The organism is Pseudomonas sp. LH21 (assembly GCF_036549575.1).
GTDB classification, from domain to species: domain Bacteria; phylum Pseudomonadota; class Gammaproteobacteria; order Pseudomonadales; family Pseudomonadaceae; genus Aquipseudomonas; species Aquipseudomonas peradeniyensis.
This window is the reverse complement of sequence record NZ_CP144367.1, coordinates 3426560-3450609: the sequence shown is the minus strand read 5'-3', so window position 1 is coordinate 3450609 and position 24050 is coordinate 3426560. Positions and strand designations below refer to the sequence as shown.

The following is a 24050-nucleotide window of genomic DNA, read 5'->3' as shown; positions in this document are numbered from 1 at the left end:
GGTTATTCATACAGTATTTCGGGATTTGTCTGAAGGCAAGTACCTGTGATGAGTGCGACGGCATAAAAAAGCCCCGATAGCCAAGGCCATCGGGGCAAACGGTTGGGGGAGGAACCAACCAAAGGAGTCTTCACATCAGAGTGCGGTCAGCGCGAGCTGGCCACCACGTCGGGTTGCCAGCCGCCGCCGAGCGCCTTGTAGATCGCGACGATGCCGCTGTACAGCTCGACCTCGCCCTGGGCCTGGGCATCCTCGGCGCTCAGGCGTTCGCGCTCGGCGTCGAGCAGCACCAGGTAGTCCACAGTGCCCTCGCGGTAGCGCACCGAGGCCAGTTCCGCGGCCTTGCGGCTGGCGTCGCTCTGGCGCATCAGCGCCAGCAGGCGCTGCTGGCGCTTGCCGTAGTCGCTGAAGGCATTGGAGGATTCCTCCAGGGCCAGCAGCACCTGCTGTTCGTAGTTGGCCAGGGCGCCTTCGGCATCGGCCTTGGCCCCGCGCAGGCGGGCGCGCACGCTGCCCAGGTCGAAGGCTGCCCAGGTGATGCTCGGGCCCAACGCCCAGGCGTTGGCCGCCGAGGAGCCGATCTGCGAGCCGCGCGCGGCGGTGAAACCGAGGAAGCCGCTGAGGCTGACCCGCGGGAACAGGTCGGCGGTGGCCACGCCGACGTTGGCCGTGGCTGCCGCCAGCTGGCGCTCGGCGCTGCGGATGTCCGGGCGGCGGCGCAGCAGCTCGCCGGGGTCGCCCACCGGCAAGGCCTTGGCGATGGCCGGCAGGGCCTTGGGCGAGAGGTCCACGGTCATCCCGTCCGGCCGCTGGCCGAGCAGGGTGGCGATGCGGTTCTTGGCCCGCACCTGTTCGGCCTGCAGCTGCGGCACGGTGGCTTCGACACCCGCCAGGCGGGCGTCGGCGCGGACCACGTCGAGCTCGTTGCCGACCCCGGTGTCGCGCAGGGTCACGGTGATGTCCCGCGACTGCTGCTGGGTCTTCAGGTTGGCCACGGCGATCTGCTCGCGCAGCTGGGCGCCGCGCAACTGGCCGTAGGCGTCGACCAGCTCGGCGATCAGGCTGACCTGCAACTGCTGCAGGTCGGCTTCGGCGGCGGCTTCCTGCGCTTCGCTGGCTTCGATCTGGCGCTGGATGCGGCCGAACAGGTCGAGCTCCCAGGCCATGTCCAGGCCCAGGTCGTAGCGCTCGCTGTTGACCCGGCGCTCGGTCTGGCCGGGCACCTGGCCCTTGCCCAGGTCGCTGCTGGCGCGGCTGGTGACCACGGGGATCTGGTCGTTGGACACGTCCTCGCGAATCGACCGCGCCGCTTTCAGGCGGGCGAACGCCACGCGCAGGTCGCGGTTGCCGTCCAGCGATGCCTGCACCAACTGGTTCAGCACCGGGTCGTCGAACTGTTTCCACCACACGCTCTCGAAGCGGCTGCGGTCATAGGCTTTGGCCTCAAGGCCGGCGTCCAGCTTGGCCGGTTCGGTCAGCGGGGCCTTGTAGTCCGGACCTACCGCGCAGGCCGCCAGGGCCAGCGCCAGCAGGCTCGGGGTCAGGGGTTTGAGCAACTTCATGCGTGGTTCTCCAGCGCCACTGCGTGCTCGGCCTTGCGGGCCTGGCGACGCTCGACGAAACGGCGGATCAGGAAGAAGAACACCGGGGTCAGGAACAGGCCGAACACGGTCACCCCGATCATCCCCGAGAACACCGCCACACCCATGGCGTGACGCATCTCGGAACCGGCGCCGGAGCTGAACACCAGCGGTACCACGCCCATGATGAAGGCGATCGAGGTCATCAGGATCGGCCGCAGGCGCAGGCGGCAGGCTTCCAGCACGGCGGCCAGCGGGTCGAGGCCCTTGGCCTGTTCATCCTTGGCGAACTCGACGATCAGGATGGCGTTCTTGCACGCCAGGCCCACCAGTACGATCAAGCCGATCTGGGTGAAGATGTTGTTGTCGCCACCGGAGACGATCACCCCGGTGATGGCCGACAGCAGGGTCATCGGCACGATCAGGATCACCGCCAGCGGCAGGCTCCAGCTCTCGTACTGGGCGGCCAGCACCAGGAAGGCCAGCAGCACGCAGAGCGGGAACACGAACAGCGCGGTGTTGCCCGAGAGGATCTGCTGGTAGGTCAGGTCGGTCCACTCGAAGGTCATGCCGTTGGGCAGTTCCTCCTTGAGCAGCTTCTCGATCGCAGCCTCCGCTTGGCCGGAGCTGTAGCCGGGGGCCGCGGCACCGTTGATCTCGGCGGTGATGAAGCCGTTGTAGTGCATGACCCGGTCAGGCCCGGAGGTGTCGCTGACCTTGAGGAAGGTCGCCAGCGGGATCATCTCGCCCAGGTTGTTGCGCACCTTCAGCTGGCCGATCTGCTCGGCATCGAGGCGGAACTGCTGCTCGGCCTGGACGTTGACCTGGTAGGTGCGGCCGAAGCGGTTGAAGTCGTTGGTGTACAGCGAGCCCAGGTAGACCTGCAGGGTGTCGAAGATGTCATTGATCGCCACGCCGTGGGTCTTGGCCTTTTCCCGGTCGATGGCGGCATCGACCTGCGGCACGTTGACCTGGTAGCTGGTGAACAGGCCCGCCAGTTCCGGCACGTTGTGGCTCTTGGCGATGATGTTCTGGGTCTCTTTGTACAGCGCTTCGTAGCCCAGGTTGCCGCGGTCCTCGATCTGCAGGCGGAAGCCGCCGATGGTGCCCAGGCCTTGGACCGGCGGAGGCGGGAAGATCGCGATGTAGGCGTCCTGGATATCGGCGAACTGGGCGTTCAGGGCTGCCGCGATGGCCGCCGCCGACTGGCTCGGGTCCTTGCGCTCGTCGAACGGCTTGAGCGGGGTGAACACGATGCCGCTGTTCGGGCTGTTGGTGAAGCCGTTGATCGACAGGCCTGGGAAGGCCACCGAATCGGCCACGCCGGGTTGCTTGAGGGCGATCTCGCTCATCTTCTTGATCACAGCCTCGGTACGGTCGAGGCTGGCGGCGTCAGGCAGCTGGGCGAAGGCCACCAGGTACTGCTTGTCCTGGGCCGGGACGAAGCCGGTCGGGGTGGACGAGAAGCCCAGGTAGGTCAGGCCCATCAAACCGGCATAGACGAACAGGGCAATGCCGCTGGAGCGGATGACCCGGCGCACGCCGCCGACATAGCCATGGCTGGCGCGGTCGAAGAAGCGGTTGAATGGGGCGAACAGCCAGCTGCCCAGCAGCTTTTCCAGGAACCGCGAGAAACGGTCCTTGGGCGCATGGTGGTCCTTCAGCAGCACGGCGGCCAGGGCCGGCGACAGGGTCAGCGAGTTGAACGCCGAGATCACGGTGGAGATGGCGATGGTCAGGGCGAACTGCTTGTAGAATTGCCCGGTTAGGCCGGAAATGAACGCGGCAGGCACGAACACGGCGCACAGCACCAGGGCGGTGGCGATGATCGGGCCGGTCACTTCGCTCATGGCCTTCTGCGTGGCTTCCAGCGGTTTCAGGCCAAGGCCGATGTTACGCTCGACGTTCTCCACCACGACGATGGCGTCGTCCACCACGATACCGATGGCCAGCACCAGGCCAAACAGCGACAGCGCGTTGAGCGAGAAGCCGAACAGGTGCATCACCGCGAAGGTGCCGATCAGCGAGACCGGCACGGCCATCAGCGGGATGATCGAGGCGCGCCAGGTCTGCAGGAACAGGATCACCACCAGCACGACCAGGATCAGCGCTTCGAAAAGGGTGTGCACCACCGCTTCGATGGAGCCACGGACGAACACGGTCGGGTCATAGACGATGCTGTAGTCCATGCCTTCCGGGAACTCTTTCTTCAGCTCGGCCATTTTCGCCCGCACTTCGTCGGAGATTTCGATGGCGTTGGAGCCCGGGCGCTGGAAGATCGGAATGGCCACCGCCGGCTGGTTGTTCAGCAGCGAGCGCAGGGCATACTGGCTGGAGCCGAGCTCGACCCGGGCGATGTCCTTCAGGCGCGTGATCTCGCCGTTGGCGCCGGCGCGGATGATGATGTTCTCGAACTCTTCCTCGTTGACCAGGCGGCCTTGAGTGTTGATCGACAGCTGGAAGCTGGTCGAACCCGGGGCAGGCGGGGCGCCCAGCTGGCCGGCGGCGACCTGGCGGTTCTGCTCGCGAATGGCGGCCACCACGTCGCTGGCGGTCAGGTTGCGCGAAGCGGTCTTGTTCGGGTCGAGCCACACCCGCAGCGAGTAGTCGCCCATGCCGAACAGCTGCACGTCACCCACGCCACCCAGGCGTGCCAGTTCATCCTTGATGTTGAGGATGGCGTAGTTGGACAGGTACAGCATGTCGTAGCGGTTGTCCGGCGAGGTCAGGTGCACGACCATGGTCAGGTCGGGCGAGGCCTTGTCGACGGTGATACCAATGCGCGTCACCTCTTCCGGCAGCTTGGGCTGGGTGCGGGTCACGCGGTTCTGCACCTGCACCTGGGCGTTGTCCAGGTCGGTACCGAGGGCGAAGGTGATGGTCAGGGTCAGCTTGCCGTCGGCGGTGGATTGCGAGGACATGTACAGCATGTTCTCGACACCGGTGATGGCCTGCTCCAGGGGCGCGGCGACGGTCTCGCCGATCACCTTGGGGTTGGCGCCGGGGAAGTTGGCGCGCACCACCACGGTAGGCGGCACCACTTCGGGGTATTCGCTGATCGGCAGCTGGAACAGCGAGATGGAACCCGCGATCAGCAGCACCAGCGACAGCACCGCGGCGAAGATCGGCCGGGTAATGAAGAATTTCGAAAAGTTCATCGGTGTTGTCCCTTAACCGCGCGGCGCTTGGGCGCTGGCGACTTTGACATTGGCGCCGGCAACCTTCGGCGCCGGGTTGCTGGCTTCGAGGGCCTGGCGCTGCTGGGCGAGGGCGGCGAGGGTCTGTTCGCTGGCCATCTGGGTTTCCTCAGGCGTGACCGGCGAGCCTGGGCGCACACGCTGCAGGCCCTTGACCACGATGCGGTCGTCCTTGCCCAGGCCGCTGCGCACGATGCGCAGGCCTTCGAGCTTGGGTCCCAGTTCCACGGCGCGGTAGGCAGCCTTGTTGTCCTTGTCCATGACCAGCACGAACTTCTTGCCAAGGTCGGTGCCGACCGCTTCGTCGTTGATCAGCACGGCGTCGTACTGGGCGCTGCCGACCAGCTTCAGGCGTGCATACAGGCCGGGGGTGAACTGGCCGTCGCGGTTGTCGAACACGGCGCGGCCACGGATGGTGCCGGTGCGCGGGTTGACCTGGTTGTCGACGAAGTTCATCTGGCCCAGGTGCGGGTTGCCGGTCTCGTTGGTCAGGCCCAGGTACACCGGGGTGCTCTGGCCGCGCTGGCCGTCGCGGGCGAGCTGGCTGTACTTGAGGTACACGCGCTCGTCGGCGTCGAAGTAGGCGTAGACCTTGTCGGTGGAGACCACGCTGGTCAGCGGGGTGACATCGGCGCTGACGATGTTGCCGGCGGTGAACTGGGCGCGGCTGACGCGGCCGCTGATCGGCGCGGTGACGCGGGTGAAGCTCAGGTTCAGGCGGGCCAGGTCGAGCTGGGCCTGGATCGCGTCGACCCCGGCGCGGGCCTCGGCGGCGGCGCTGGTGCGCGACTCCGCCAGTTCCGCGGAGATGGCGTTGCTGTCGCGCAGGCGTTCGCCACGGCGGGCTTCGTTGGCGCTGCGGATGGCGGTGGCCTTGGCTTGTTGCAACTGGGCTTCGAGGCGGCGCACTTCAGCCTGGAACGGGCGCGGGTCGATCTGGAACAGCAGGTCGCCTTTCTTGACCTGGGCGCCTTCGGTGAAGGCCACCTGGTCGATCTGGCCAGACACCCGTGGACGCACTTCGACGGTTTCCGGCGCTTCGAGGCGGCCGGTGAACTCGTCCCATTCGTTGATCGGCTGTTCGATCACCTTGGCTACGCTGACCTTGGGCGCGGCGGGAGCCTGCACGGCGTCGGGGGTGCGACCGCAAGCGCTGAGCACCACCACTGCCAGGGCAGCGAGGGGAAAGCGCAAGGGTTTGAGTGAGTGATCCATGGAGAACTCCGCCAATGTATTAGTAGTGGGCGGAGTGTGAGTGTCTTGCGCGTGGCGCACGAATCAAACGGAGCGAAGGTTATTATCACGCGCAATGATAGGACGGGTGCGGTCATCGATCCGGACGCATGATTTCAAGGCAGTATCATTCCCTGTAGGAGCGGCCTTGCCGAGGCGTCGGACCGGTCGGAAAGGGCTGCGCAGCAGCCCCAGGATTTCAGCGTTGACGCATAAATCGCCGGGGCTGCTCTGCAGCCCTTTCGCGGCACAAGGCCGCTCCTACAGGGGGGCGATGTAATCAGCGTGGGCCGCCGGATGCCTTTTCGCGCAACGCCTTGGCCACCTGCGCCTCGATCTCGTAGGCCGGCCCCTCCAGCGCCTGGTAATCCCGGGTATAGCGCCGGGCGAATTCCTCCACCCCCAGTTCCTGGTACTGCTGCACATGCTTGAGCTCATGGGCCCACAGCGCCACGTTGTCCTCGGCATCGGCGCTGCGGCGGAAGATGATGGTGTCGATCAGGGTCACCGCGTTGACATCCGGGTTCTGCAGCAATGCATTGGCGGCGCTGATCTGCTGTTCATCGCCCACCCGGTAGCGCGCCGCGTCGAGCACGGCGAAGTCGTACCAGGGCTCGAGCTGGGCGCGGATATGCAAGGGGATCGGCTGGCTGCCGTTGGCAGTGGCCTCGTCGCGAGCCTGGCGCAGGGCGAACACCAGGCTGCCGGTGGCCATGCGCTCGACATCCTGCAGCACCTGGCCACCCTGGTTGGGGTCGATGGGCGCGCAGAAACACACCACCAGACACACTTGGTATTGCCCGGTCGGACAACGTTCCTGGGCGAAGGCGGGCAGGGCCAGCAGCAGTCCGAGCAGGGTACTAGCGAGCCTCATCGAAGACCCGTCCGACCATTTTACGGCTGGCGTCCAGCACCTGCGCCTGCACTGGCTCGCTGGCCAGCATACGGCCCACCACCAGCGCGCCGACGCACTGGCTGAGCAGGGCCCAGGCCAGCTCGGGGTCGTCGAGGGTCTCGCTCCAGGCCTGGTGCAGCTCCACCAGCCAGTGCTCGGCCTGTTCGCGCACCGGTCGCTCGGCGCGGGCGATCTCCACGCCCAATGGCGGCAGCGGGCAGCCGCCTTCGGCATTGTGCAGATGGGCCAGGCTCAGGTACTGCTCGAGCAGGCGCCTGAGCCGGGGGCGATCGGCGCCACGCTCGACCAGGCGCGCCAACGGGCTGTTGGCCAGTTCGCGGCGGACGATCTCGCTGAACAGGTCGTCCTTGGACGGGAAATGGTTGTAGAAGGCGCCGCCGGTCAGGCCGATGGCCTTCATCAATCCGGCTACGCCAGTGGCGGCGAAACCCCCGCGCTTGGCCAGGGCGCCGCTGCTGGCCAGCAGCTTCTCGCGGGTCTGCTGCTTGTGGTCGGTGCTGTAGCGCATGCGCGGAACCTCTTGGCGCGGGCTTGACGATCAGCTGATCGTAGCATAGCGTTCGTTTACTAAGCGATCATTCATCAATGGAGCGATCCATGGCAGAACAACAAAAGGTCGTGCTGGTGATCGGCGCGGGCGACGCCACCGGTGGCGAGATCGCCAAGCGTTTCGCCCGCGAGGGGTATGTCGCCTGTGTCACCCGGCGCCAGGCGGACAAGCTGCAGCCGTTGCTCGACGAGATACGCGCCGCGGGCGGTCAGGCTCATGGCTTCGGGTCGGATGCGCGCAAGGAAGAGGAGGTGGCCGAGCTGGTCGAGACCATCGAGCGCGATATCGGCCCGATCGACGCCTTTGTCTTCAATATCGGCGCCAATGTCCCGTGCAGCATCCTCGAGGAAACCCCGCGCAAGTACTTCAAGATCTGGGAAATGGCCTGCTTCGCCGGCTTTCTCACCGCCCAGGCGGTCGCCCGGCGCATGGTGACCCGCGAGCGCGGCACCATTCTCTTTACCGGCGCCACTGCCGGCACCCGCGGCGCGGCCGGTTTCGCCGCCTTCGCCGGGGCCAAGCACGGCCTGCGCGCCCTGGCCCAGAGCATGGCGCGCGAGCTTGGGCCACAGAACATCCATGTCGGCCATGTGGTGGTCGACGGCGCCATCGACACCGCGTTCATCCGCGACAGCTTCCCCGAACGCTATGCGCTCAAGGACCAGGACGGCATCCTCGATCCTGCGCACATCGCCGACAGCTACTGGTTCCTGCACGCCCAGCCACGGGATGCCTGGACCTTCGAACTTGACCTGCGCCCGTGGATGGAGCGCTGGTAAGTCCCACCCTCATACAAGGAACGAATCATGAGCAAGACCGTCGAGTTCTTCCTGGACCTGGGCAGCCCGGCCACTTACCTGGCCTCGACCCAGCTGCCCGCCCTGTGCGCGCGTCACGGGGCGCGGTTGGTGTACAAGCCGATCCTGTTGGGCGGGGTGTTCCAGGCCACCGGCAACGCCTCGCCGGTCATGGTGCCGGCCAAGGGGCGCTATATGCGCATCGACCTCAAGCGCTATGCCGATCGCTATGGGGTGCCCCTGACCCTGCCGCCAGGGTTTCCAATCAATACCCTGAACCTGATGCGCGGGCTGATCGGCGTTCAGTTGTTTGCCGAAGCGCGGTTCGAGGCGCTGTTGAAGGTGCTGTTCGAAGGGCTGTTCGTGCACGGGCGCAATCTGGGAGACCCTGCGGTATTGGGTGAGACCCTGGCCGCGGGTGGTTTCGAGGCCGAGATGTTCCAAGAGCTGGCCACGCGGCCCGAGGTCAAGGACGCCTTGCGCCAAGCCACCGAGGAGGCGGTCGAGCGCGGTGTGTTCGGCGCGCCGACGTTCTTCGTCGACGGGCAGATGTTCTTCGGTCAGGACCGGCTGGATTTCGTCGAGCAGGCCTTAGTCAGGCAGGCTTGACGACCTGGCCATGCCACCCCCTGTAGGAGCGGCCTCGTGCCGCGAAAGGGCCGCGAAGCGGCCCCGGGATTTCAGCGTTAACGCAAAGATCGCCGGGTCCGCTTCGCGGCCCTTTCGCGGCACGAGGCCGCTCCTACAGGGGATTGCACATGGGGCAGGCCAGCAGTCGTTCTATTTGACTGCGTTCCCAGATGCTCAGGTGATCCACCGGATTGGTGCCGTAGCGGTGCCAGTCGTCCAGCGCGCCCCGGCGTCCATCCGGGCTCTGGCAATGGCTGCAGTGGGCCAGGCCTTCGCCGTCCAGCACCAGGGTCAGGCGCCAGCCGTCGATCAGCACCTCGACCTGCCCGCCGGCCAGGCGGGCGATCGTCACCAGCGGCCGCACGCCAAGGGCGGCATCGCGCAGGCACTGGTACGCCTCGCGGCTGGCGACGGTGGTCATGGGCGAATCAGAAGTTCGCCGGGGTGTTGGCGCTGATGATCTCGGCCTCGTCGGGGCCGATATTCTTGAAGGTGTGGGGCAGGGTGGTGGGGATGTAGTAACCATCGCCTGCGTTAAGCACGCTGACCTGGCCATCGACCCACAGCTCCATGGTGCCTCGGGTGACCAGGCCGCATTCCTCGCCTTCGGCGTGGACGATCGGCTCGCCGGAGTCGGCGCCCGGCGCATACAGCTCGCGCAGCATGCGCATCTGTCGGCCTTCGACGCTGGCACCAACCAACAGCATGCGCAGGCCGTTACGGCCCAGGTCGGGCTGCTCGCCGCCACGGAAAACGTAACGTTCCTCGCGTACCGGCTCGTCGAAACTGAAGAACTCCGCCAGGGACATGGGGATCCCTTCGAGCAGTTTCTTGAGGGAACTGACCGAAGGGCTGACCCGGTTCTGCTCGATCTGCGAGATGGTCGAGTTGGTCAGGCCGCTGCGGCGGGCCAGTTCCCGTTGGGAGAGGTTGTTGCGTTCACGCACCAGTTTGAGTCGTGTCCCCGTGTCCATAGCCGCCTTGTTTGCAGAGGTGTCAAAAATAATGGGCGAGGCATTAAAACACACTCTGCAGGCTTGCGCGCTGTGCGTCTCAGTGACGCTGGTCGGCGGCTACCGGCCACAGCCCCACCAGCAACAGCAGGGCACCGACGGCGAGGAACGGCAGGCGCGGGTCGAGGGCATAGACAAGGGTGCCGGCCAGTGGCCCGATCACCGCGCCCATGCCTTGGGCGGCGCCGATCGAGCCGGCCGTGGCGCCCTGTTCGCTGGCGTGCATGGCGTTGGCCGCCAGGGCGGAGAATGCCGGAAAGACAAAGCCCATGCCGAACGCGGCGACGAAGAATGCGCTCCACAGCCAGGGTGCGTGGGTTGCCAGCGCTGCGGCGGCGAAGCCCAGGCCGGAGATGCTGGCGCCGACACGGATCATTTTCGCCGGTGGCCACTCGAGCCTGCGCAGGAACACCTGTGCCAGCATCAGGGCCACGCCCACGCAGGTCAAGGCGATGCCCGCGGCCTGGGCGGCGTCACCGGCCTCCAGGCGCAGGCGGTCGAGGGCGAAGAAGCCGACGGCGATCTGCGACACGGTGATGCTCAGCATGGCGCTGAAGGCCACCAGCAGCGGGCGACGCAGGCGTGGGTCGGACAGGCGCACCGGATTGGGCGCATGGCTTTGCGCCAATGGCTGGGGCTTGAGCTTGAGCAGCAGCACCACGAACGCCGTCGCCGGTAGCAGCGACATCGCATAGAACGGCAGGCTCAGGCTGTAGCGCGACAGCAGCGCGGCCAGTGCCGGGCCGACCACCAGGCCGACGGCATTGGCCGCGCCCAGCGAAGCCATGGCCCGGGCCCGGCGCTGGGGCTCGACATGGTCGGCGATCAGCGCGTTGCCGCCCACCGGCAGCGCGGCGTAGAAGGCGCCGATCAGGCCGCGGGCCAGCATCAGCCCGAAGAACGCCACGCTCGCGCCCGGCAGCCAGCGCAACGCACCGTCGATGAACAGGCACAGCACCCAATAGGCCAGGGTGAAACCGCCACTGCCCAGCAGCAGCACGCGACGCCGGCCATAACGGTCGGCCAGGCGCCCCCAGGGCCGCGCCAACAGCACCCAGACCACGCCGGCCACCGTCACCGCCGCCCCGGCCTGCCAGGTGGCCATCCCCAGCAGGCGGGCGATGGGGCCGATCAGGGCGACGAAGGCCATCATCGCCATGGTGCAGGCCATGTTCACCAGCATCAGTGGACGCAGGTCCAGGGTGCTGGCCGGGGTCAAGGCGGCAGTGTCCTTTGCAACGTTCATGGGGCAGTCCGGGGCAGTTCGACGAAATGAGCGCCAATGTTAGTAATAATTATTTACATGTGTCGACCCCGGCAATGCTCATTCACTGCGGTGCAGCGGGCCTGGCCACATGCTACGCAAGACGCCGTCACGGCGCACCAGGGCATGCACCAACGCCGCGCCCAGGTGCAGCAGCACGGTGGCGAACAGCAGGTAACCCGCCCAGCCGTGGGCCTGGCGCAGCACGGCGTACAGCTGCAGGTCGTGGGGCGCGATGGCGGGCAGTTGCAGGGGGCGTGGATAGCCACCGGCCGAGAGCATGGCCCAGCCGAGCAGCGGCATGGCCAGCATCAGGCCGTACAGCAGCAGGTGCGAGGCGCCGGCGGCCAGCCGTTGCAGGCGCGGCAGGTCGCCGGGCAGCGCCGGGTGTGGCAGGCCCAGGCGCAGGGCGATGCGCAGGATCACCAGCACCAGCAGGGCCAGGCCGGTGGCCTTGTGCAGCTCGACCAGCAGCGGGTGCCGTGGCGACAGGTCGCCGACCATGTTCACGCCGATGAACAGCATGGCCAGGATCAGCGTGGCCATCAGCCAGTGCAGCAGGCGGGCCAGGGGGTGGAAGGCGGCGGGGGTCATGGGCGGGCTCCTTCGCTCAGCGCTTCGTGGCTGCGGCGGTTGAATGACACCGAGTAGGCCGCCGAGCGGGCGGCGAGAATCGGGTCGGCGGACGGTTCGATGCCGTGGGGCAGGATCAGCGGGTCGAAGTTCAGGTCGCGGCAGGCGCCCTGCTCGGGGGCATCGACCTGCTCCAGCACCAAGGTGCCGGCGTCGATGCTGCGGCGTTCGGCGGGCCAGGGACGGGCAGGGTCGTCCACCGGGTCGCCGTGCTCGGCCAGGGTCAGGCGCAGGGTCCAGCGCAGCGGGCCTCGGGCCAGGCGTTGCTGGAGGTCGTGCTGGAGGAACTGCTTGTCATCGACCTGGGCAGGCAGGGCGGCGAACGGTGTCTGCGGCTCCAGGGCCCAGCGCACCGGGTGGGCGTTGCCTTGGGCATCGATCAGGCGAAAAGCATTGATGCTGTTGTAGGCGGTGCTGGCAAAGCTGTTGCTGGGCTTGTAGCTGGCCGCCCACTGGCGAAACGCCGTGCTTTCCGGGTGGCTGGCGAAGAACGCCTGCAGTTTTGCCGGGTCCGGCTTGCCGGTGGCCGGGTCGGGTGCCCCGGCCAGCACCTGCTGGTAGAACCCCTCGGGCGTGCTCACCGCCAGCACCGGCGGGTTGTTCATGCCGGTGCGCCAGACCTGGCCGTCATCGCTGCTCAACTGGATCGCCAGGCTGCGTACCGGTATGGCGGTGTCCGGGGCGAACGGGTTGGCGCCGCCGATGGCGAAGCGACCGATCACCGGCACCCGGGCCTGGCTGAACACGCGGGCGCTGGAGAGCGCCGCAGCCTGCCCGCTCGCCTGGAAGTAACCGCTGACGCACAAGCCCTTGGCATGGTTTTTCCGATAGCCGGGATAATGGCCGGCCTGGGCCTCGAAGGTGTCGATGATGCGCTGCGGGGTCAGCCCTGGCGCGCCGATCCAGCCGGCGGCATAGGCGAAGCCCGCACCGAGGGCGGCGAGGGTGGCGCCGATGGCGGCCAGGCGCAGGGCCTTGGCGGGGCCATGCAGGGGAGTGGTCATGGGGACGCTCCGGTCAGTTGGGTTGAGCCGGTACGACGCAAGGGCGAACGATTTATTCCCGCCGGGGGAATAGATTTCGTGCCGGGCCGTCTGCCCATTACACTGACTGCCCATTGGGGCCCGGAACCCGACCATGCACGATCTGGACGACCAACAATGGCGCGAGCTGCTGCAACGCCTGCGCCGCTTCGCCCTGTGGCTGACCCGCGAGCCCGGCGGTGCCGACGATCTGGTCCAGGCCACGGTCGAACGCGCCCTGAGCCGCCGTGGCCAGCAGCGCCACGCCGAGGGCCTGCGACCCTGGCTGTTCACCATCCTTTACCGGCTGTTCCTCGACGGCAAGCGTCGCGAGCGCCTGCACGCGCGCTGGCTGGCCTGGTTCGGTCGGGGCCAGGCCGAGGAACCGGCCGGCGGCGAGATCGAGAGCATCGTCCTGGCCCAGGCTGACCTGCGTGCCTTTGCCCGGCTGTCGGCCGAGCAGCGCGCCCTGTTGCTGCTGGTCAGCGTCGAAGGCCTGAGCTACAGGGAGGCGGCCGACACCCTCGGCATTCCCATCGGCACGGTGATGTCGCGCCTGTCGCGTGCCCGCGCCGCCCTGCGTGAACTGACCGAGGGCCATCCCACGCCCCCGGCCCTGCGGAGACTCAAATGACACGCCTGATCCCAACCGAGCACGAGTTGCACGCCTACGTCGACGAGCGCCTGGAGCCGGCGCGGCGGGCCGAGGTCGAGGCGTGGCTGGCGGCCAACCCGCAGGAGGCGGCGCGCATCGAGGCCTGGCGCGGCGATGCCCGGCGCCTGCGCGCGGCCCTGGCGGGCTTCGGCGAGCAGCCGAGCGATCCGGCGCTGGACCTGGCGCCCTTGCGCCGTCGCCTGCGCCAGCGCCGGCAATGGCGCCTGGCACAGGCGGCGGTATTGCTGCTGGCCGTGGGCCTGGGCGGCCTGGGCGGCTGGCAGGCGCGCGAGGCAACGCTGTTCGCCGGCATGCTGCCGATGGCCGACGCCGTGGCGGCCCACCGACTGTTCGCCGAGGCGACCTCGCTGGATATCCAGGCCAGCGATCCGGCGCGGCTGCAAGCCTGGCTGGGGCGTCACTTCAACCGTGTCGGCCAGTTGCCGGACCTGTCTGGCTATGGCCTGCAGCCGGTGGGCGCACGCCTGTTGAGCAACGAGGCGGGGCCGGCGGCGCTGCTGGTGTTCCAGGATCGCCAGGGGCAGCGCATCAGCCTGTTCCTGCGTTCGCCCGGCGAGCACTTCGAGCGGATGCCCAGCGGGCAGCGCGTCGATGGGCAGTTGCAGGCGCGTTACTGGTCCCATGGGGACTACAACTTTGCCCTGGTCAGTGCGGTGGATGATGCGCGTGGCGAGTCGGTGCGGCGGGCCTTGGGGGTTAGCTTGTGAGAGGTGTGGCAGGCCCAGCGCGATCCTGATCGCTTGATGTTTGCTGCGTGTTGTGAAAGGTGGCAAGCCCTTGACTTCCCCCTCGCTCCCACGCTAGCTTCCCACCCCATGAACCTATTCCCGCAGCGTCGCGCCCTCAGCATTATTACCGCCATTATCAGCTTGGCGGGCTAGCGCACACATGCACTGAACCCGCCCTGGAGGCGGGTTTCTTCTCTCTGACTCCTGGGCACTACAAAAAAACCAGGAGTCATCGATGACCAGCCTCAGCGCCACCCTGCGTACCCCGGCAACGCCCCAGCAACTGCTGTCCGAACAAGTGCGCCGGATTCTCTCGGCCCCGGTGTACGACCTGGCCATCGAAACCCCTTTGCAAGTGGCGCCGGCCCTGTCGGCCAGCCTGGGCAACCAGGTCCTGCTCAAGCGCGAAGACCTGCAACCGACGTTCTCCTTCAAGATCCGCGGCGCCTACACCCGGCTGTCGCGCCTGACCCCCGCCCAGCGCGAGCGCGGCGTCATCACCGCGTCGGCCGGCAACCATGCCCAGGGCGTGGCCCTGGCCGGCTCGCACCTGGGCATCAAGACCACCATCGTCATGCCCACCACCACCCCCTCGCTCAAGGTCGAAGGCGTGCGTTCACGGGGTGGCCATGTGGTGCTGCACGGCGAAAGCTTCCCCCACGCTTTGGCCCATGCCCTGCAACTGGCCGATCGCGACGGCGCGACCTTCGTGCCGCCGTTCGACGACCCCGACGTCATCGCCGGGCAGGGCACCGTGGCCATGGAGATCCTTCGCCAGCACCCCGGCCCGCTGCATGCGATCTTCGTCCCGGTCGGCGGCGGCGGCCTGATCGCCGGCATCGCCGCCTACGTCAAGTACCTGCGCCCCGAGGTCAAGGTGATCGGCGTCGAGCCGGAGGACTCCAACTGCCTGCAGGCCGCCATGGCCGCTGGCGAGCGGGTGATCCTGCCGCAGGTCGGCACCTTCGCCGACGGCGTGGCGGTGGCGCAGATCGGCGCGCACTGCTTCGAGTTGTGCCGCCACTTTGTCGACGAGGTGGTGACGGTCAGCAGTGACGAGCTGTGCGCGGCGATCAAGGACATCTACGACGACACCCGCTCGATCACCGAGCCCTCCGGCGCCCTGGCCGTGGCCGGCATCAAACGCTACGTGGCACGCGAGGGCCTGCAGGGCCAGGCCCTGGTGGCCATCGACTCCGGTGCCAACGTCAACTTCGACCGCCTGCGCCACGTGGCCGAGCGCGCCGAGCTGGGCGAGCAGCGCGAGGCGATCATCGCCGTGACCATCCCCGAGCGCCCTGGCAGCTTCCGCGCCTTCTGCCTGGCCCTGGGCAAGCGCCAGATCACCGAATTCAACTACCGCTACTACCCGGGCAAGGAGGCGCGCCTGTTCGTCGGCGTGCAGACCCACCCCCAGCACGACCCACGGGAGCAACTGCTAACCAGCCTGCACGAGCAGGGCTACCAGGTGCTCGACCTGACCGACAACGAACTGGCCAAGCTGCACGTGCGCCACACCGTCGGCGGCCACGCGGCGCCGGGGGCCGGCGAGCGGGTGCTGCGCTTCGAGTTCCCCGAGCGTCCTGGGGCGCTGCTGGGCTTCCTCGAGCGTCTGGGCAAGCGCTGGAACATCAGCCTGTTCCACTACCGCAACCACGGCGCGGCACAGGCGCGGGTGTTCGCCGGGCTGGAGGTGCCGGACGACGAACTGGCCGGGTTGCCACAGGCGCTGGACGAAATGGGCTATCAGTACTGGGACGAGACGGAGAATCCGGCGTACCGTCTGTTCATGGGGTAAACATGCCGCCACTGGCGGTGCCGGCGCTCTACAGCTCCCAGCGCTGCACACACCAGCGTGGGAGCGGGCTTGCCCCGCGATGTCGACGGCACTGCCAGCCAACCTCCCCAGGTTGGCTTACGCTCTGGCATTGCCCGGCCTACAGGAAGACAAAACGCTGCAGCCACACGCCAGCTGTGCAGGTTCGAACACCAAGGGGATATCTCGGCGAGCCAGGCATCGTCGTAGGTGCTACCGGCCTGCTCCAGGACCTGTTGCAGAAAGGTGTCGCGGTGGTTGCGGGTCTTGTCGCGGATCCACGGGTTGTCGCGAAACCTCCAGTGAAACAGGCGCTGACTGGTCCCTTTAGTCGAGAAACCACCCAGAGTCCCCCTCGACAAGCGTGCCGCCATGACTGGTGCGATCGCCCTGGCGTGCAACACGCTTGCCATCGATGAGAAAGTGCGCGGCCCCTGTCTCGATCAGCGCCCCACAGCTGATACGGTCTCCGACCCGGGCAACGGGTTTGCCATTGAAGTGATAGGTTTCACTGCCGGTTTCCACCACACCCGCGCCATGCAGCGGGCATTCGTGCAGGTGGCCTACAAGGACGACTGGTTTCATGTGGGTTCTCCTGCTGTAGGGCCAGTACGGGACTCACGGTCTATCGCTTCCGGCCATTGCACCCTGGGGGCTAATCGGCGAATGGGGGTTAGTTCGAAGTCATTGTCCCAATCGCGGGGCGGGCGATCGAAGGTGGGAAGGGCGTCGGGGCCCTGTTGCATGAACAGTCTGATGATCTCCCAGTATCGCTTGCCATCCTCGATGTTATGGGTGAAGAAAAGACGGTCGATGATTTCATCGGTACCTGGCTTGCGGACTGCGATAAGGACTTTCTCGACGACTCCACCATTGCCCATGGGGGCGTAGACACTACAGGCTTCGGCGATGAGGTCTTTCCAGTCGTAGGCTACGGGGCGCACCCCCCATTTCTTTCGGCTGAATATATGGATGCGATCAAATCGAAATTCATAAAAATAGACTTTTTGCCTGAGTCGGTTGAAGCGGATTGGTTCGTCGCGTGGAAGTTCGATATCCATGCGGACAAAGAATATAGTTGCCCAATATATGCCTGCTAGTGTGACAATTGCTATTGTGATTATGTCTGCTGCGGCTTTTACGCTTCCGGCTATTATCGTTGCTGCAAGAACTGCGATTGGTAATAGCGTAATTAGGAGGCATAGTGCGCCTCCAATGATAAATACTCCTCTTATTTTGTGAGTGGATCTAGGGATTTCTATGTAGGTGTCATTTATTTTGTTTGGTGTGGGTGGTAGTAAGGCTGCGTTAGTCTTTTGTATGGGCTTTTCATTGGGGAGAGGCAGGTCGCATTTCCAGCCCAGAGGATGGCGAGATAGGTATTCATTGGTTTTAGTCATTCGTTGATCGCCTTGATTTCTAAGTGTGCATAGGCCTCAGGGGAGTTTCGGTCTGGCCAGTAAGTCATGTTTAAAGTTGCAGCCTGTATGCTGTGCCTGCCAAGGCTTGGGGTGAGTTCTATATGTCCGGTTATGAACTCGGTGGTAGTGGAGCCCCCGGAGTGCAACACTGCAGAATTTTTGCTGGTTTTTTGGCTGAGGGTATTTGCTCTGTAGTCTTTAACTTTGTGAGAGGGGCGCGACGACGGCTTTTTCTGCGAGGTTGGCAATGGATGTAAAACTGCATGGGATCCTGTGGCGATGATCTCGCCGCTCGTGTAGTTGGACGGAACCCCATCGCCATGTCGATGAACGGTTAGAGACCAGTGATAGCTGTAGCTGGAGGCATCAATGTTGGGGAGGAGGATCTTGAATGTCAGCTTTTGCTCGGTGGCCGCTTGGGCAATCCATCCGATTTTAGCCGTGAGCGTGGGGTCGGCTCTTTGGGATTCGAATTTCAGGCCTGCCTCGATGCCTAATGTAGCGGCGTTTAACGCTGCAAAGGCGATGTCCGCATGTTCGGGATATTCCCAGTGAATGGCAGGGCTTTCATTGGCTTTGCCGAAATGGCAACGTATCGCCCAACGCTCTATAGAACTTGACTCCTTGCTTTTCGCCAGTTTGACCATGCCATAAGAGGCTATGGCGAGGATAATCGCTATCCCTAAAGGGCCCATTAATGAAGCATTGAAAACTGCTATTGTTGAATAAATTACTTCTACGCCTGATGTTGCTGCTGCAAAGGTGTAAGCTGATGCGGCTGTTTTATCCCCGCCTTTCCATGTTCGCTTTAAGGCAAAGACAGCTTGTGCCGTATCGTAAATCCCGGCCACGGCCCCCATGACGGCACCTACCCTGACCGTTGCCCGCCCCATTTCTATGACCGTGGCCATCCGTGCCGTCCCCGCAGGCGTCATGGGGATCCTGGTGTTGATCTGCGTGGCGCCGGTCCTGATGATCAGGCCCAGTGCCTCGATCCCGCCGCCAAGGATCGCCAGCTTGGACCCATGCAACGCCATCACCGCTTCCCTGGATTTCTCGCCGATCTCGATTTCCGCCTTTTCCAGATTCTTCGCCAGGCTGTCGTGGGTCAGGTACAAGCCGCCCAGGGCCAGCAGGAGCTCCCAGCTGCCCGCCACGCCGCGCACGCCGGTGAAGCTGGTGCGCACCAGCTGCGCCGCCTGCTTCGCGGTGATGCGCATGCCGTGGAGCAGTTGCCGGGCGTTGGCGTCGAGGGTGCCCGCGGCGACCGAGAGGTTGACCAAGCTGATCTGCGCGGCGTCGCTGAGCTGGTTGACGCGCAGGCCGGCTTCCTGGGCCAGGCGCTGCTGCAGCACGTCGGCGGTGCCCTCGACCCAGACGCTGACGGTGATGACGCTGTGCGCCAGCTTCGGGTCGAGCACCGCCAGGCTCAGTAGCCCGTGCTGGATGACCGGCCGCACCCAGCGCCTGGACGCGCTCACCTCGGCATCGAATTCGCGCAGGCCCAGGAGCATGCGCTCGCGGGCCTTGGCGGTCTGCGCGCTGGCCTTGTGCTGCAGCTCGCGCAGGTGGGCGCTCTGCAGGGCGTAGTACTCGCTGAGCTTCATCTGCACCTGCAGCTCGATCAGTTGCACGCCGTTGTACAGCCACTGGCTGGCGCTGTTCAGGCGCATCACGGCGCGCTGCACGCCGGGCGGCAGCAGGGGCTTCAGGCGCAGGCTGGCGCCATTGATCGCGCCTTGCGTCTCTGCGATGGCCTGGCGCAGGGTGTCACGCAGGTTCAAGCCGGCATCGTCACTGGCGATGACCTTGCTCAGCGCCCCATAGAGCTTCTCGCTGTCGCCCCAGTCGGTGGGGTCGGTGGTGGAGAAACTGGGTAGCAGCGCGGCGAGCACGGCCCGGTCGCGCAGGAGCACGGCGCGGTAGGGCGGGCTGTTGGGATCCTGCAGCCAGCGCTGCCACAGCGCCGCGCTGCTGCCCGGGGCAGGGGTGCGGGCTTCGCCGTCCGCGTCGGGGGCCTCGGTGACGCCGCCGGCCAGGCACAGGGCCATGGTCTTGCTGTAGGCGATGCCGGACTCGCGGTCGTCGCCGTCGTAGTCGTGTTCCTCGATGGCGTGGAACAGGCTGCTGTCGCAGAGCTGGGTGTAGGCCTGGGTATTCAGGTCGATGTAGCGCTGGTACTCGGCTTCCTGGCGCTCGTACTCGGCTTGAAAACCCGCGCGCAGGGGCTCGTGGTAGCGCTCCTCGAGCCGGGCGACGCCGTCCCGGGCGCGCCGTTCGACCTCGCGCTGGCGCTCCACCTGCGGGTCGACGAACACCGGCGGGCCATCGCCGCTGTGGGGCTCGAAGGACGGGGTCCGCTGCTCGGCCCAGGGCCATTGCATGGCGCGCAGGGTCAGCAGGATCTGCGAGGTCTGCAGCTGATAGGCGCGCAGCGGGTCCTCGCGCCATTGCTGGCGTCGGGCGATCCAGTTGAGGCGCTGGTGGTTGTACTCCTGGACCAGGCCGACGGTGTCGTCGAGCACCAGGGCGAGCACGCCGTGTTCGAGCTGGTGGCGGGCAATGGCGTTGATCAGGTAGCCGCGGGTGGCGGTCTGGCGCAGGAGGCGGCTGTGAAAGCCATGGACACTGTCGAAGGCGCCGGGCAGTTGCTGGTTGTACTCGAAGACCTGGCGGTCCACCTGCAGCTCGCTGAGGGTCATGGCCATGCCCACCTGGGCGGGGGCGCTGCGGGCGAGGGCGAGGTCCAGCACTTGGAAGCGCTCGGGCGGGGTCTTGGCGTTGCGGTAGGCATTGAGCACGCTGGGCGGCCAGGCGTCGCTGCTGAAGGCGACCCAGGCGGTGGAGAAGGCCTCGGTGTCTACGGTGAGGAAGGAGGAGGGGATGTCGTGGTTTTCGCCCAGGCACTGGCGGGCGAGCAGGCGCGGTGGCGCGGGTGGCGGCTCGATAGGGTTGAAGCGGCGCAGGTGGGCCTCGTCGGTGACTTCGTAGGCGTACCAGATGCGCTGGTCGAGCAGGACATACAGGTAGCCGGTGCGCAGGGTGCGCAGCCCCATGCGGGTGGCGACCTGATCGCCGCCGGCCAAGGGGTAGCGGTAGGCCGGGCGCAGGTCCGGGACCAGGGCGCGACGCAGGGGCAGGATGGGCAGGCCCTTGCGTTCGCAGGCCTGGCACTGGTCGTGGGGCAGGACGGATTCGGCGATGACGTGGGCGATTCGCTTGCTGAGGGTCATGGGCGTACTCCGGATTGAGGCAGGTTGGCAAGCACATAGCGCCAGTTGGCTTCGGTGTATTCGGCGAGTGTCTGGGTCAGCGGGATCTGCGCATGCACGGCTTTGTCGATCAGCGTGCGGAGCGCAGGGTAGGTATGCAATTGCGGGTGCAGGCAGCGTTGATGGAGGGCCAGGGCAATGATGTCGGCTGGCTTGCTCAAGCCCTGTCTGCGTGCCTGGACGATCTCTTCGTACGCCAGCACGGCGGCGACCGATGGCAGGGTAGGCCGGCCATCGGTCTGTGGGAGCAGGGCGCGCCAGGCGCTGAGCATGGCCTGGACCAGCGGAGCTTCGGCTTGCATTTCGCCAGCCGCGACCGGTATCGGCTTTTGGGCGTACGGCTCACCGATCATGTGTACGGCAAGCCCGCCGCTGGTTAGAAACAGCCAACGGTGGATGGGCCACCATGGCATTTGCTCTGCGTGTTCGTAGGCCGCTGCAAGCAGTTCCAGGCGTACAGGTTCGAATACCGGATAGAAGCAGGTCTGCATTCCCGTGGTCGAGACCTCGCACAGCGACATGATGTGCTCGGCCAGGGCTGCGGCAGGCGTGTCACTGAATAGCCAGCCACAGACCAGACGCCCAGGTCGCTGAACATCCCGCAGGCTTGCCCGTGCCGTCAGGGTCACCAGGGATTCCGGCAGGGGTTCTCCCGGAGACGCCAGGCAGGCCAGGACCGGATGGGCGTCGGGGGCGTGGGCGAGGTCGGTCCTGTAGATCGGCGTCAGTGCTTTCGCCCCCAGCCCTTGGCGTAAACCTTCGAGCACGGCGTGGTCACTTCGGCTGGACACCGCAGTGGGGTCGATCAGCACGTGGCAGTACTGGTCCGAGGTGTGGTGATCCATGACGAACTGGGTCAAGCCAGTGGTGTTCATCGGCCCTTTTCCTCACAGGCACTGCCGTTGTTCGCAGTGAGCTCCAGTGCCGTGACATTTCCGGCGCCTTCGGCCCCTGCTTGGGTAGGGCCATGAAAGGTGAGCGTCAACCCGTTGAGCGTAAGGCCCTGCTGGTCGAGCACGAGGCTTCCCCCTGGGCTTATGAGCTCGATACGTTCGCTGGCGGTGAGTCGAAAGACTGTTGTCTGCTGCTCCAGGCCCTGGCCGACGGTAATGCGCTGATGACCGTCCACCCGCAGTTCGCTGTTGCCACCGACGAGGGTGTGTTGATTCACCCCGATGGTTTCGCTGCGATCATTGCTCACCTGTACGGACAGGTCCTGGCCGACGTTCAGACAACAGTCCCGGCCTACGGCATGGGTGTGGTCATTGCCGGTTTCCTGGCGAAGGTCGTTGCCGACGCTGATTTGCTCATCGTTGCCCACTTGTTCGATGCGGTTGCGGCCAACGCAGGTCGTTTCGTCATGGCCTACCCGATTGTTCTGATCCCGCTGCGCATGAATGAACACCTCTTCCTGCCCCAGTTCATCCTCGAAGCGCAGCTCGTTGAAACCTTGCCCCTTGTGGGTCTTGCTCTTGATGGTCATGCGCGTGCGGTGCTTGGGCAGCTCGTAGGGCGGCCGCTGGTTGCCGCAGTAGGTGCGCCCGGTGATCATCGGTTGGTCGGGATCGGCGTTGACGTACTGGATGACCACGTCCTGGCCGATCCGCGGGATGGCCATGGCGCCCCAGCCGCCGCCGGCCCAGCCCTGGGACACCCGCACCCAGCAGGAGCTGTACTCGTTGTCGCGGCTCTCGCGGTCCCAGGGGAAGCTGACCTTGACCCGGCCCCACTCGTCGCAAAAGATCTCCTCGCCCTCGGGGCCGACCACCGTGGCCATGTGCGGGCCGTCGATGCGCGGCTTGGGCGGCGCCTCGGGGCGCCACTCGATGCGCCCGGGCACCAGCAGAGCCTCTTGCGAGTAGCGCGTGCCTTGCTCGGCGCCGGCGGCTTCCTCCTGCAGGCTGGTGAACTGCGCGCCTTCGTGGCGCACGCTGGCCACCCGCCAATGGATGTTGAGGTCTTCGCGGGGGTGTTCGACCAGGTCGAAGCTCAGGCCCGGCTGCAGGCGCACGTCATCGCCCTCGACCTCGGCGATGCGTGCATCGTGGCGCAGGGTGGCAAGGCGGGTGAAGGGGATGCCGACCTCGTCGCGCTTGTAGCGGCCGGGGTAGTCGAAGCGCTCGTAGTCGTCGGCCTGGTGCTGCAGGTCGCTGGCGTTGAATTCCTGCTGCAGGTGGTAGGCCGGGTGGGTGAAGGAGTAGTCGCGCTGCACCTGGCGAGCCGTGCGCACCTGTTCGCGGTAGTGCAGGCGGCGCAGGCAGGGGCGGGCCTGGTCGCCACCGCTGTTGGCGTGGTAGAGCACGGCGAGCGGGTCGGGGTAGTCGTCGTCGATGAAGCCTTCGTCGTCGTCATCGTCCTCGGGCTTGACCAGGCTGGAGCTGATCATGCCCAGGGTCAGCACGCGGTCGCTGACGAGCAGGCGGTGGCCCTTGGCGCTGTGGACGAAGCGGTAGATGAAACCTTCCTCGGCGGCCAGGCGGGTGATGAAGGCGAGGTCGGTTTCGCCGGCCTGGACGCAGAACTCGCGGGGCGCGTGGGGGAAGCTGTGGCCCAGCTCGAAGTCGGTGATGCGCTGGGCCTTGAACAGGGTTTCGAGGATCTGCGGCACGCTCTGCTGCTGGAAGATGCGCCAGTTCGAGCGCAGCCCGGCGCGGGCCAGCTTGGGCTCGATCACGGCCTGGTAGCGGGTGCGGCAGTTGCCGGTGTCGCCCTGGCTGAAGGCGCTGATCAGGCCGTGGACATGGCGCATCGGGCGCTGGCCGCGCAGGATGGTGAACAGCGCGGGTTTGTCGAGCAGGTGGCCGAAGTCGACGTTGTCTTCGTAGCTGACCAGTTCGAGCACCAGCCGGAACGGGGTGCTGAGGGCTTCGTCGAGGGTGAACGAGACCACTTCGAACGGGTCCTGGCTGGCCAGGGGCTCGAAGCGGTAGCTCAGGTCGGATTGGTGGGTCATGGCACTCCAGTGTTTATATGTAACTAGTTGTTATCTGGAATTGTCAGGGCTGCCGTAGAGTCCGTAGGCCCCTGTAAATGGCGAGCAAGAAAATGTCCCTGGCAAAGACGAAGGCCTAGGCTAGAACGCTATTTCAAATAATTAAATAAACTTTGCGTTCTTATTTTGGTGGGTTTGTAGGATGTTTCTTAGTTGGTGTTTTATTAGTTGTTGCTACTTGGTGAAAGAATCCAGTCAGACACAACTAGATTCGTTTTTTCGAACCCCGGCCCGCATCAGTCTTGCCCTGGATCAACGCCTCCACGCCCATTCCGGCGGATGCTGAAAACCTACCGTCAGCTTGAGAGGA

At 65.8% G+C, this 24050-nt stretch carries 20 protein-coding genes; 5 read left to right on the top strand and 15 right to left on the bottom strand.

What is annotated here, in order from left to right; all coding sequences use genetic code 11:
* Window positions 1–146: 146 nt before the first annotated feature.
* The 5 genes from VUG52_RS15650 to VUG52_RS15630 form a co-directional block, all read right to left on the bottom strand.
* Window positions 147–1562, bottom strand: coding sequence for an efflux transporter outer membrane subunit (locus VUG52_RS15650; RefSeq protein ID WP_050705840.1), 1416 nt, complete (start codon window positions 1560–1562; stop codon window positions 147–149).
* On the bottom strand, window positions 1559–4738 hold the full coding sequence (locus tag VUG52_RS15645; RefSeq protein WP_050705839.1) for an efflux RND transporter permease subunit: 3180 nt from the start codon (window positions 4736–4738) through the stop codon (window positions 1559–1561). Before VUG52_RS15645 ends, VUG52_RS15650 begins: the two co-directional genes overlap by 4 nt.
* Before the next feature lie 12 nt (window positions 4739–4750).
* The gene (gene mexE, locus VUG52_RS15640) at window positions 4751–5992 is read right to left on the bottom strand and encodes a multidrug efflux RND transporter periplasmic adaptor subunit MexE (protein ID WP_050705838.1); all 1242 of its coding nucleotides are present in this window, start codon (window positions 5990–5992) and stop codon (window positions 4751–4753) included.
* A gap of 298 nt (window positions 5993–6290) precedes the next feature.
* Window positions 6291–6884, bottom strand: a complete 594-nt coding sequence (locus VUG52_RS15635) for an eCIS core domain-containing protein (RefSeq protein WP_050705837.1) — start codon at window positions 6882–6884, stop codon at window positions 6291–6293.
* Window positions 6871–7434 (bottom strand): TetR/AcrR family transcriptional regulator, encoded by a 564-nt coding sequence (locus VUG52_RS15630; RefSeq protein ID WP_050705836.1) that lies wholly within the window; start codon window positions 7432–7434, stop codon window positions 6871–6873. The genes VUG52_RS15635 and VUG52_RS15630 overlap by 14 nt, the downstream gene beginning before the upstream one ends.
* 89 nt (window positions 7435–7523) lie before the next feature.
* On the opposite strand from VUG52_RS15630, the gene VUG52_RS15625 reads away from it, so the two are divergent.
* Complete coding sequence (locus tag VUG52_RS15625) at window positions 7524–8255, top strand: SDR family oxidoreductase (protein ID WP_050705835.1); 732 nt, start codon at window positions 7524–7526, stop codon at window positions 8253–8255.
* A gap of 27 nt (window positions 8256–8282) precedes the next feature.
* The gene (locus VUG52_RS15620; protein WP_050705834.1) at window positions 8283–8882 is read left to right on the top strand and encodes a 2-hydroxychromene-2-carboxylate isomerase; all 600 of its coding nucleotides are present in this window, start codon (window positions 8283–8285) and stop codon (window positions 8880–8882) included.
* A 133-nt stretch (window positions 8883–9015) separates the two neighbouring features.
* On the opposite strand, the gene VUG52_RS15615 is transcribed toward VUG52_RS15620, so the two are convergent.
* From VUG52_RS15615 to VUG52_RS15595, 5 genes are all read right to left on the bottom strand, one after another.
* Window positions 9016–9324, bottom strand: a complete 309-nt coding sequence (locus VUG52_RS15615; RefSeq protein ID WP_050705833.1) for a DUF7693 family protein — start codon at window positions 9322–9324, stop codon at window positions 9016–9018.
* Window positions 9325–9331: 7 nt separating this feature from the next.
* Window positions 9332–9877, bottom strand: coding sequence for a cupin domain-containing protein (locus VUG52_RS15610; protein WP_050705832.1), 546 nt, complete (start codon window positions 9875–9877; stop codon window positions 9332–9334).
* Window positions 9878–9956: 79 nt separating this feature from the next.
* Window positions 9957–11162: an MFS transporter gene (locus VUG52_RS15605; RefSeq protein WP_050705831.1), complete on the bottom strand. Its 1206-nt coding sequence runs from the start codon at window positions 11160–11162 to the stop codon at window positions 9957–9959.
* Window positions 11163–11240: 78 nt separating this feature from the next.
* Window positions 11241–11774, bottom strand: coding sequence for a cytochrome b (locus VUG52_RS15600; protein ID WP_050705871.1), 534 nt, complete (start codon window positions 11772–11774; stop codon window positions 11241–11243).
* The gene (locus VUG52_RS15595) at window positions 11771–12817 is read right to left on the bottom strand and encodes a catalase family peroxidase (RefSeq protein ID WP_220689822.1); all 1047 of its coding nucleotides are present in this window, start codon (window positions 12815–12817) and stop codon (window positions 11771–11773) included. The genes VUG52_RS15600 and VUG52_RS15595 overlap by 4 nt, the downstream gene beginning before the upstream one ends.
* 133 nt (window positions 12818–12950) lie before the next feature.
* Here VUG52_RS15595 and VUG52_RS15590 point away from each other — a divergent pair, with 133 nt between their 5' ends.
* From VUG52_RS15590 to ilvA, 3 genes are all read left to right on the top strand, one after another.
* The gene (locus tag VUG52_RS15590; RefSeq protein WP_050705505.1) at window positions 12951–13469 is read left to right on the top strand and encodes a sigma-70 family RNA polymerase sigma factor; all 519 of its coding nucleotides are present in this window, start codon (window positions 12951–12953) and stop codon (window positions 13467–13469) included.
* Window positions 13466–14218 carry an anti-sigma factor family protein gene (locus VUG52_RS15585; RefSeq protein ID WP_050705506.1) on the top strand — a complete coding sequence of 251 codons (753 nt, stop codon included), beginning with the start codon at window positions 13466–13468 and terminating at the stop codon, window positions 14216–14218. Before VUG52_RS15590 ends, VUG52_RS15585 begins: the two co-directional genes overlap by 4 nt.
* Window positions 14219–14474: 256 nt before the next feature.
* A complete protein-coding gene (ilvA, locus tag VUG52_RS15580) occupies window positions 14475–16037 on the top strand; it encodes a threonine ammonia-lyase, biosynthetic (RefSeq protein ID WP_050705507.1) in 1563 nt (520 codons plus the stop codon).
* Between the two features lie 345 nt (window positions 16038–16382).
* Here ilvA and VUG52_RS15575 read toward each other — a convergent pair whose 3' ends face one another.
* From VUG52_RS15575 to VUG52_RS15555, 5 genes are read right to left on the bottom strand one after another with little or no spacing between them, the layout of a single operon-like run.
* On the bottom strand, window positions 16383–16640 hold the full coding sequence (locus VUG52_RS15575) for a PAAR domain-containing protein (RefSeq protein WP_050705508.1): 258 nt from the start codon (window positions 16638–16640) through the stop codon (window positions 16383–16385).
* Window positions 16637–17455: a DUF6708 domain-containing protein gene (locus tag VUG52_RS15570; protein WP_310889552.1), complete on the bottom strand. Its 819-nt coding sequence runs from the start codon at window positions 17453–17455 to the stop codon at window positions 16637–16639. Before VUG52_RS15570 ends, VUG52_RS15575 begins: the two co-directional genes overlap by 4 nt.
* Window positions 17452–20709 (bottom strand): T6SS effector BTH_I2691 family protein, encoded by a 3258-nt coding sequence (locus tag VUG52_RS15565; protein WP_220689821.1) that lies wholly within the window; start codon window positions 20707–20709, stop codon window positions 17452–17454. Before VUG52_RS15565 ends, VUG52_RS15570 begins: the two co-directional genes overlap by 4 nt.
* A complete protein-coding gene (locus tag VUG52_RS15560) occupies window positions 20706–21623 on the bottom strand; it encodes a hypothetical protein (protein ID WP_050705443.1) in 918 nt (305 codons plus the stop codon). The genes VUG52_RS15565 and VUG52_RS15560 overlap by 4 nt, the downstream gene beginning before the upstream one ends.
* Window positions 21620–23701 carry a type VI secretion system Vgr family protein gene (locus VUG52_RS15555; protein WP_050705444.1) on the bottom strand — a complete coding sequence of 694 codons (2082 nt, stop codon included), beginning with the start codon at window positions 23699–23701 and terminating at the stop codon, window positions 21620–21622. The genes VUG52_RS15560 and VUG52_RS15555 overlap by 4 nt, the downstream gene beginning before the upstream one ends.
* Between the last annotated feature and the right edge of the window lie 349 nt (window positions 23702–24050).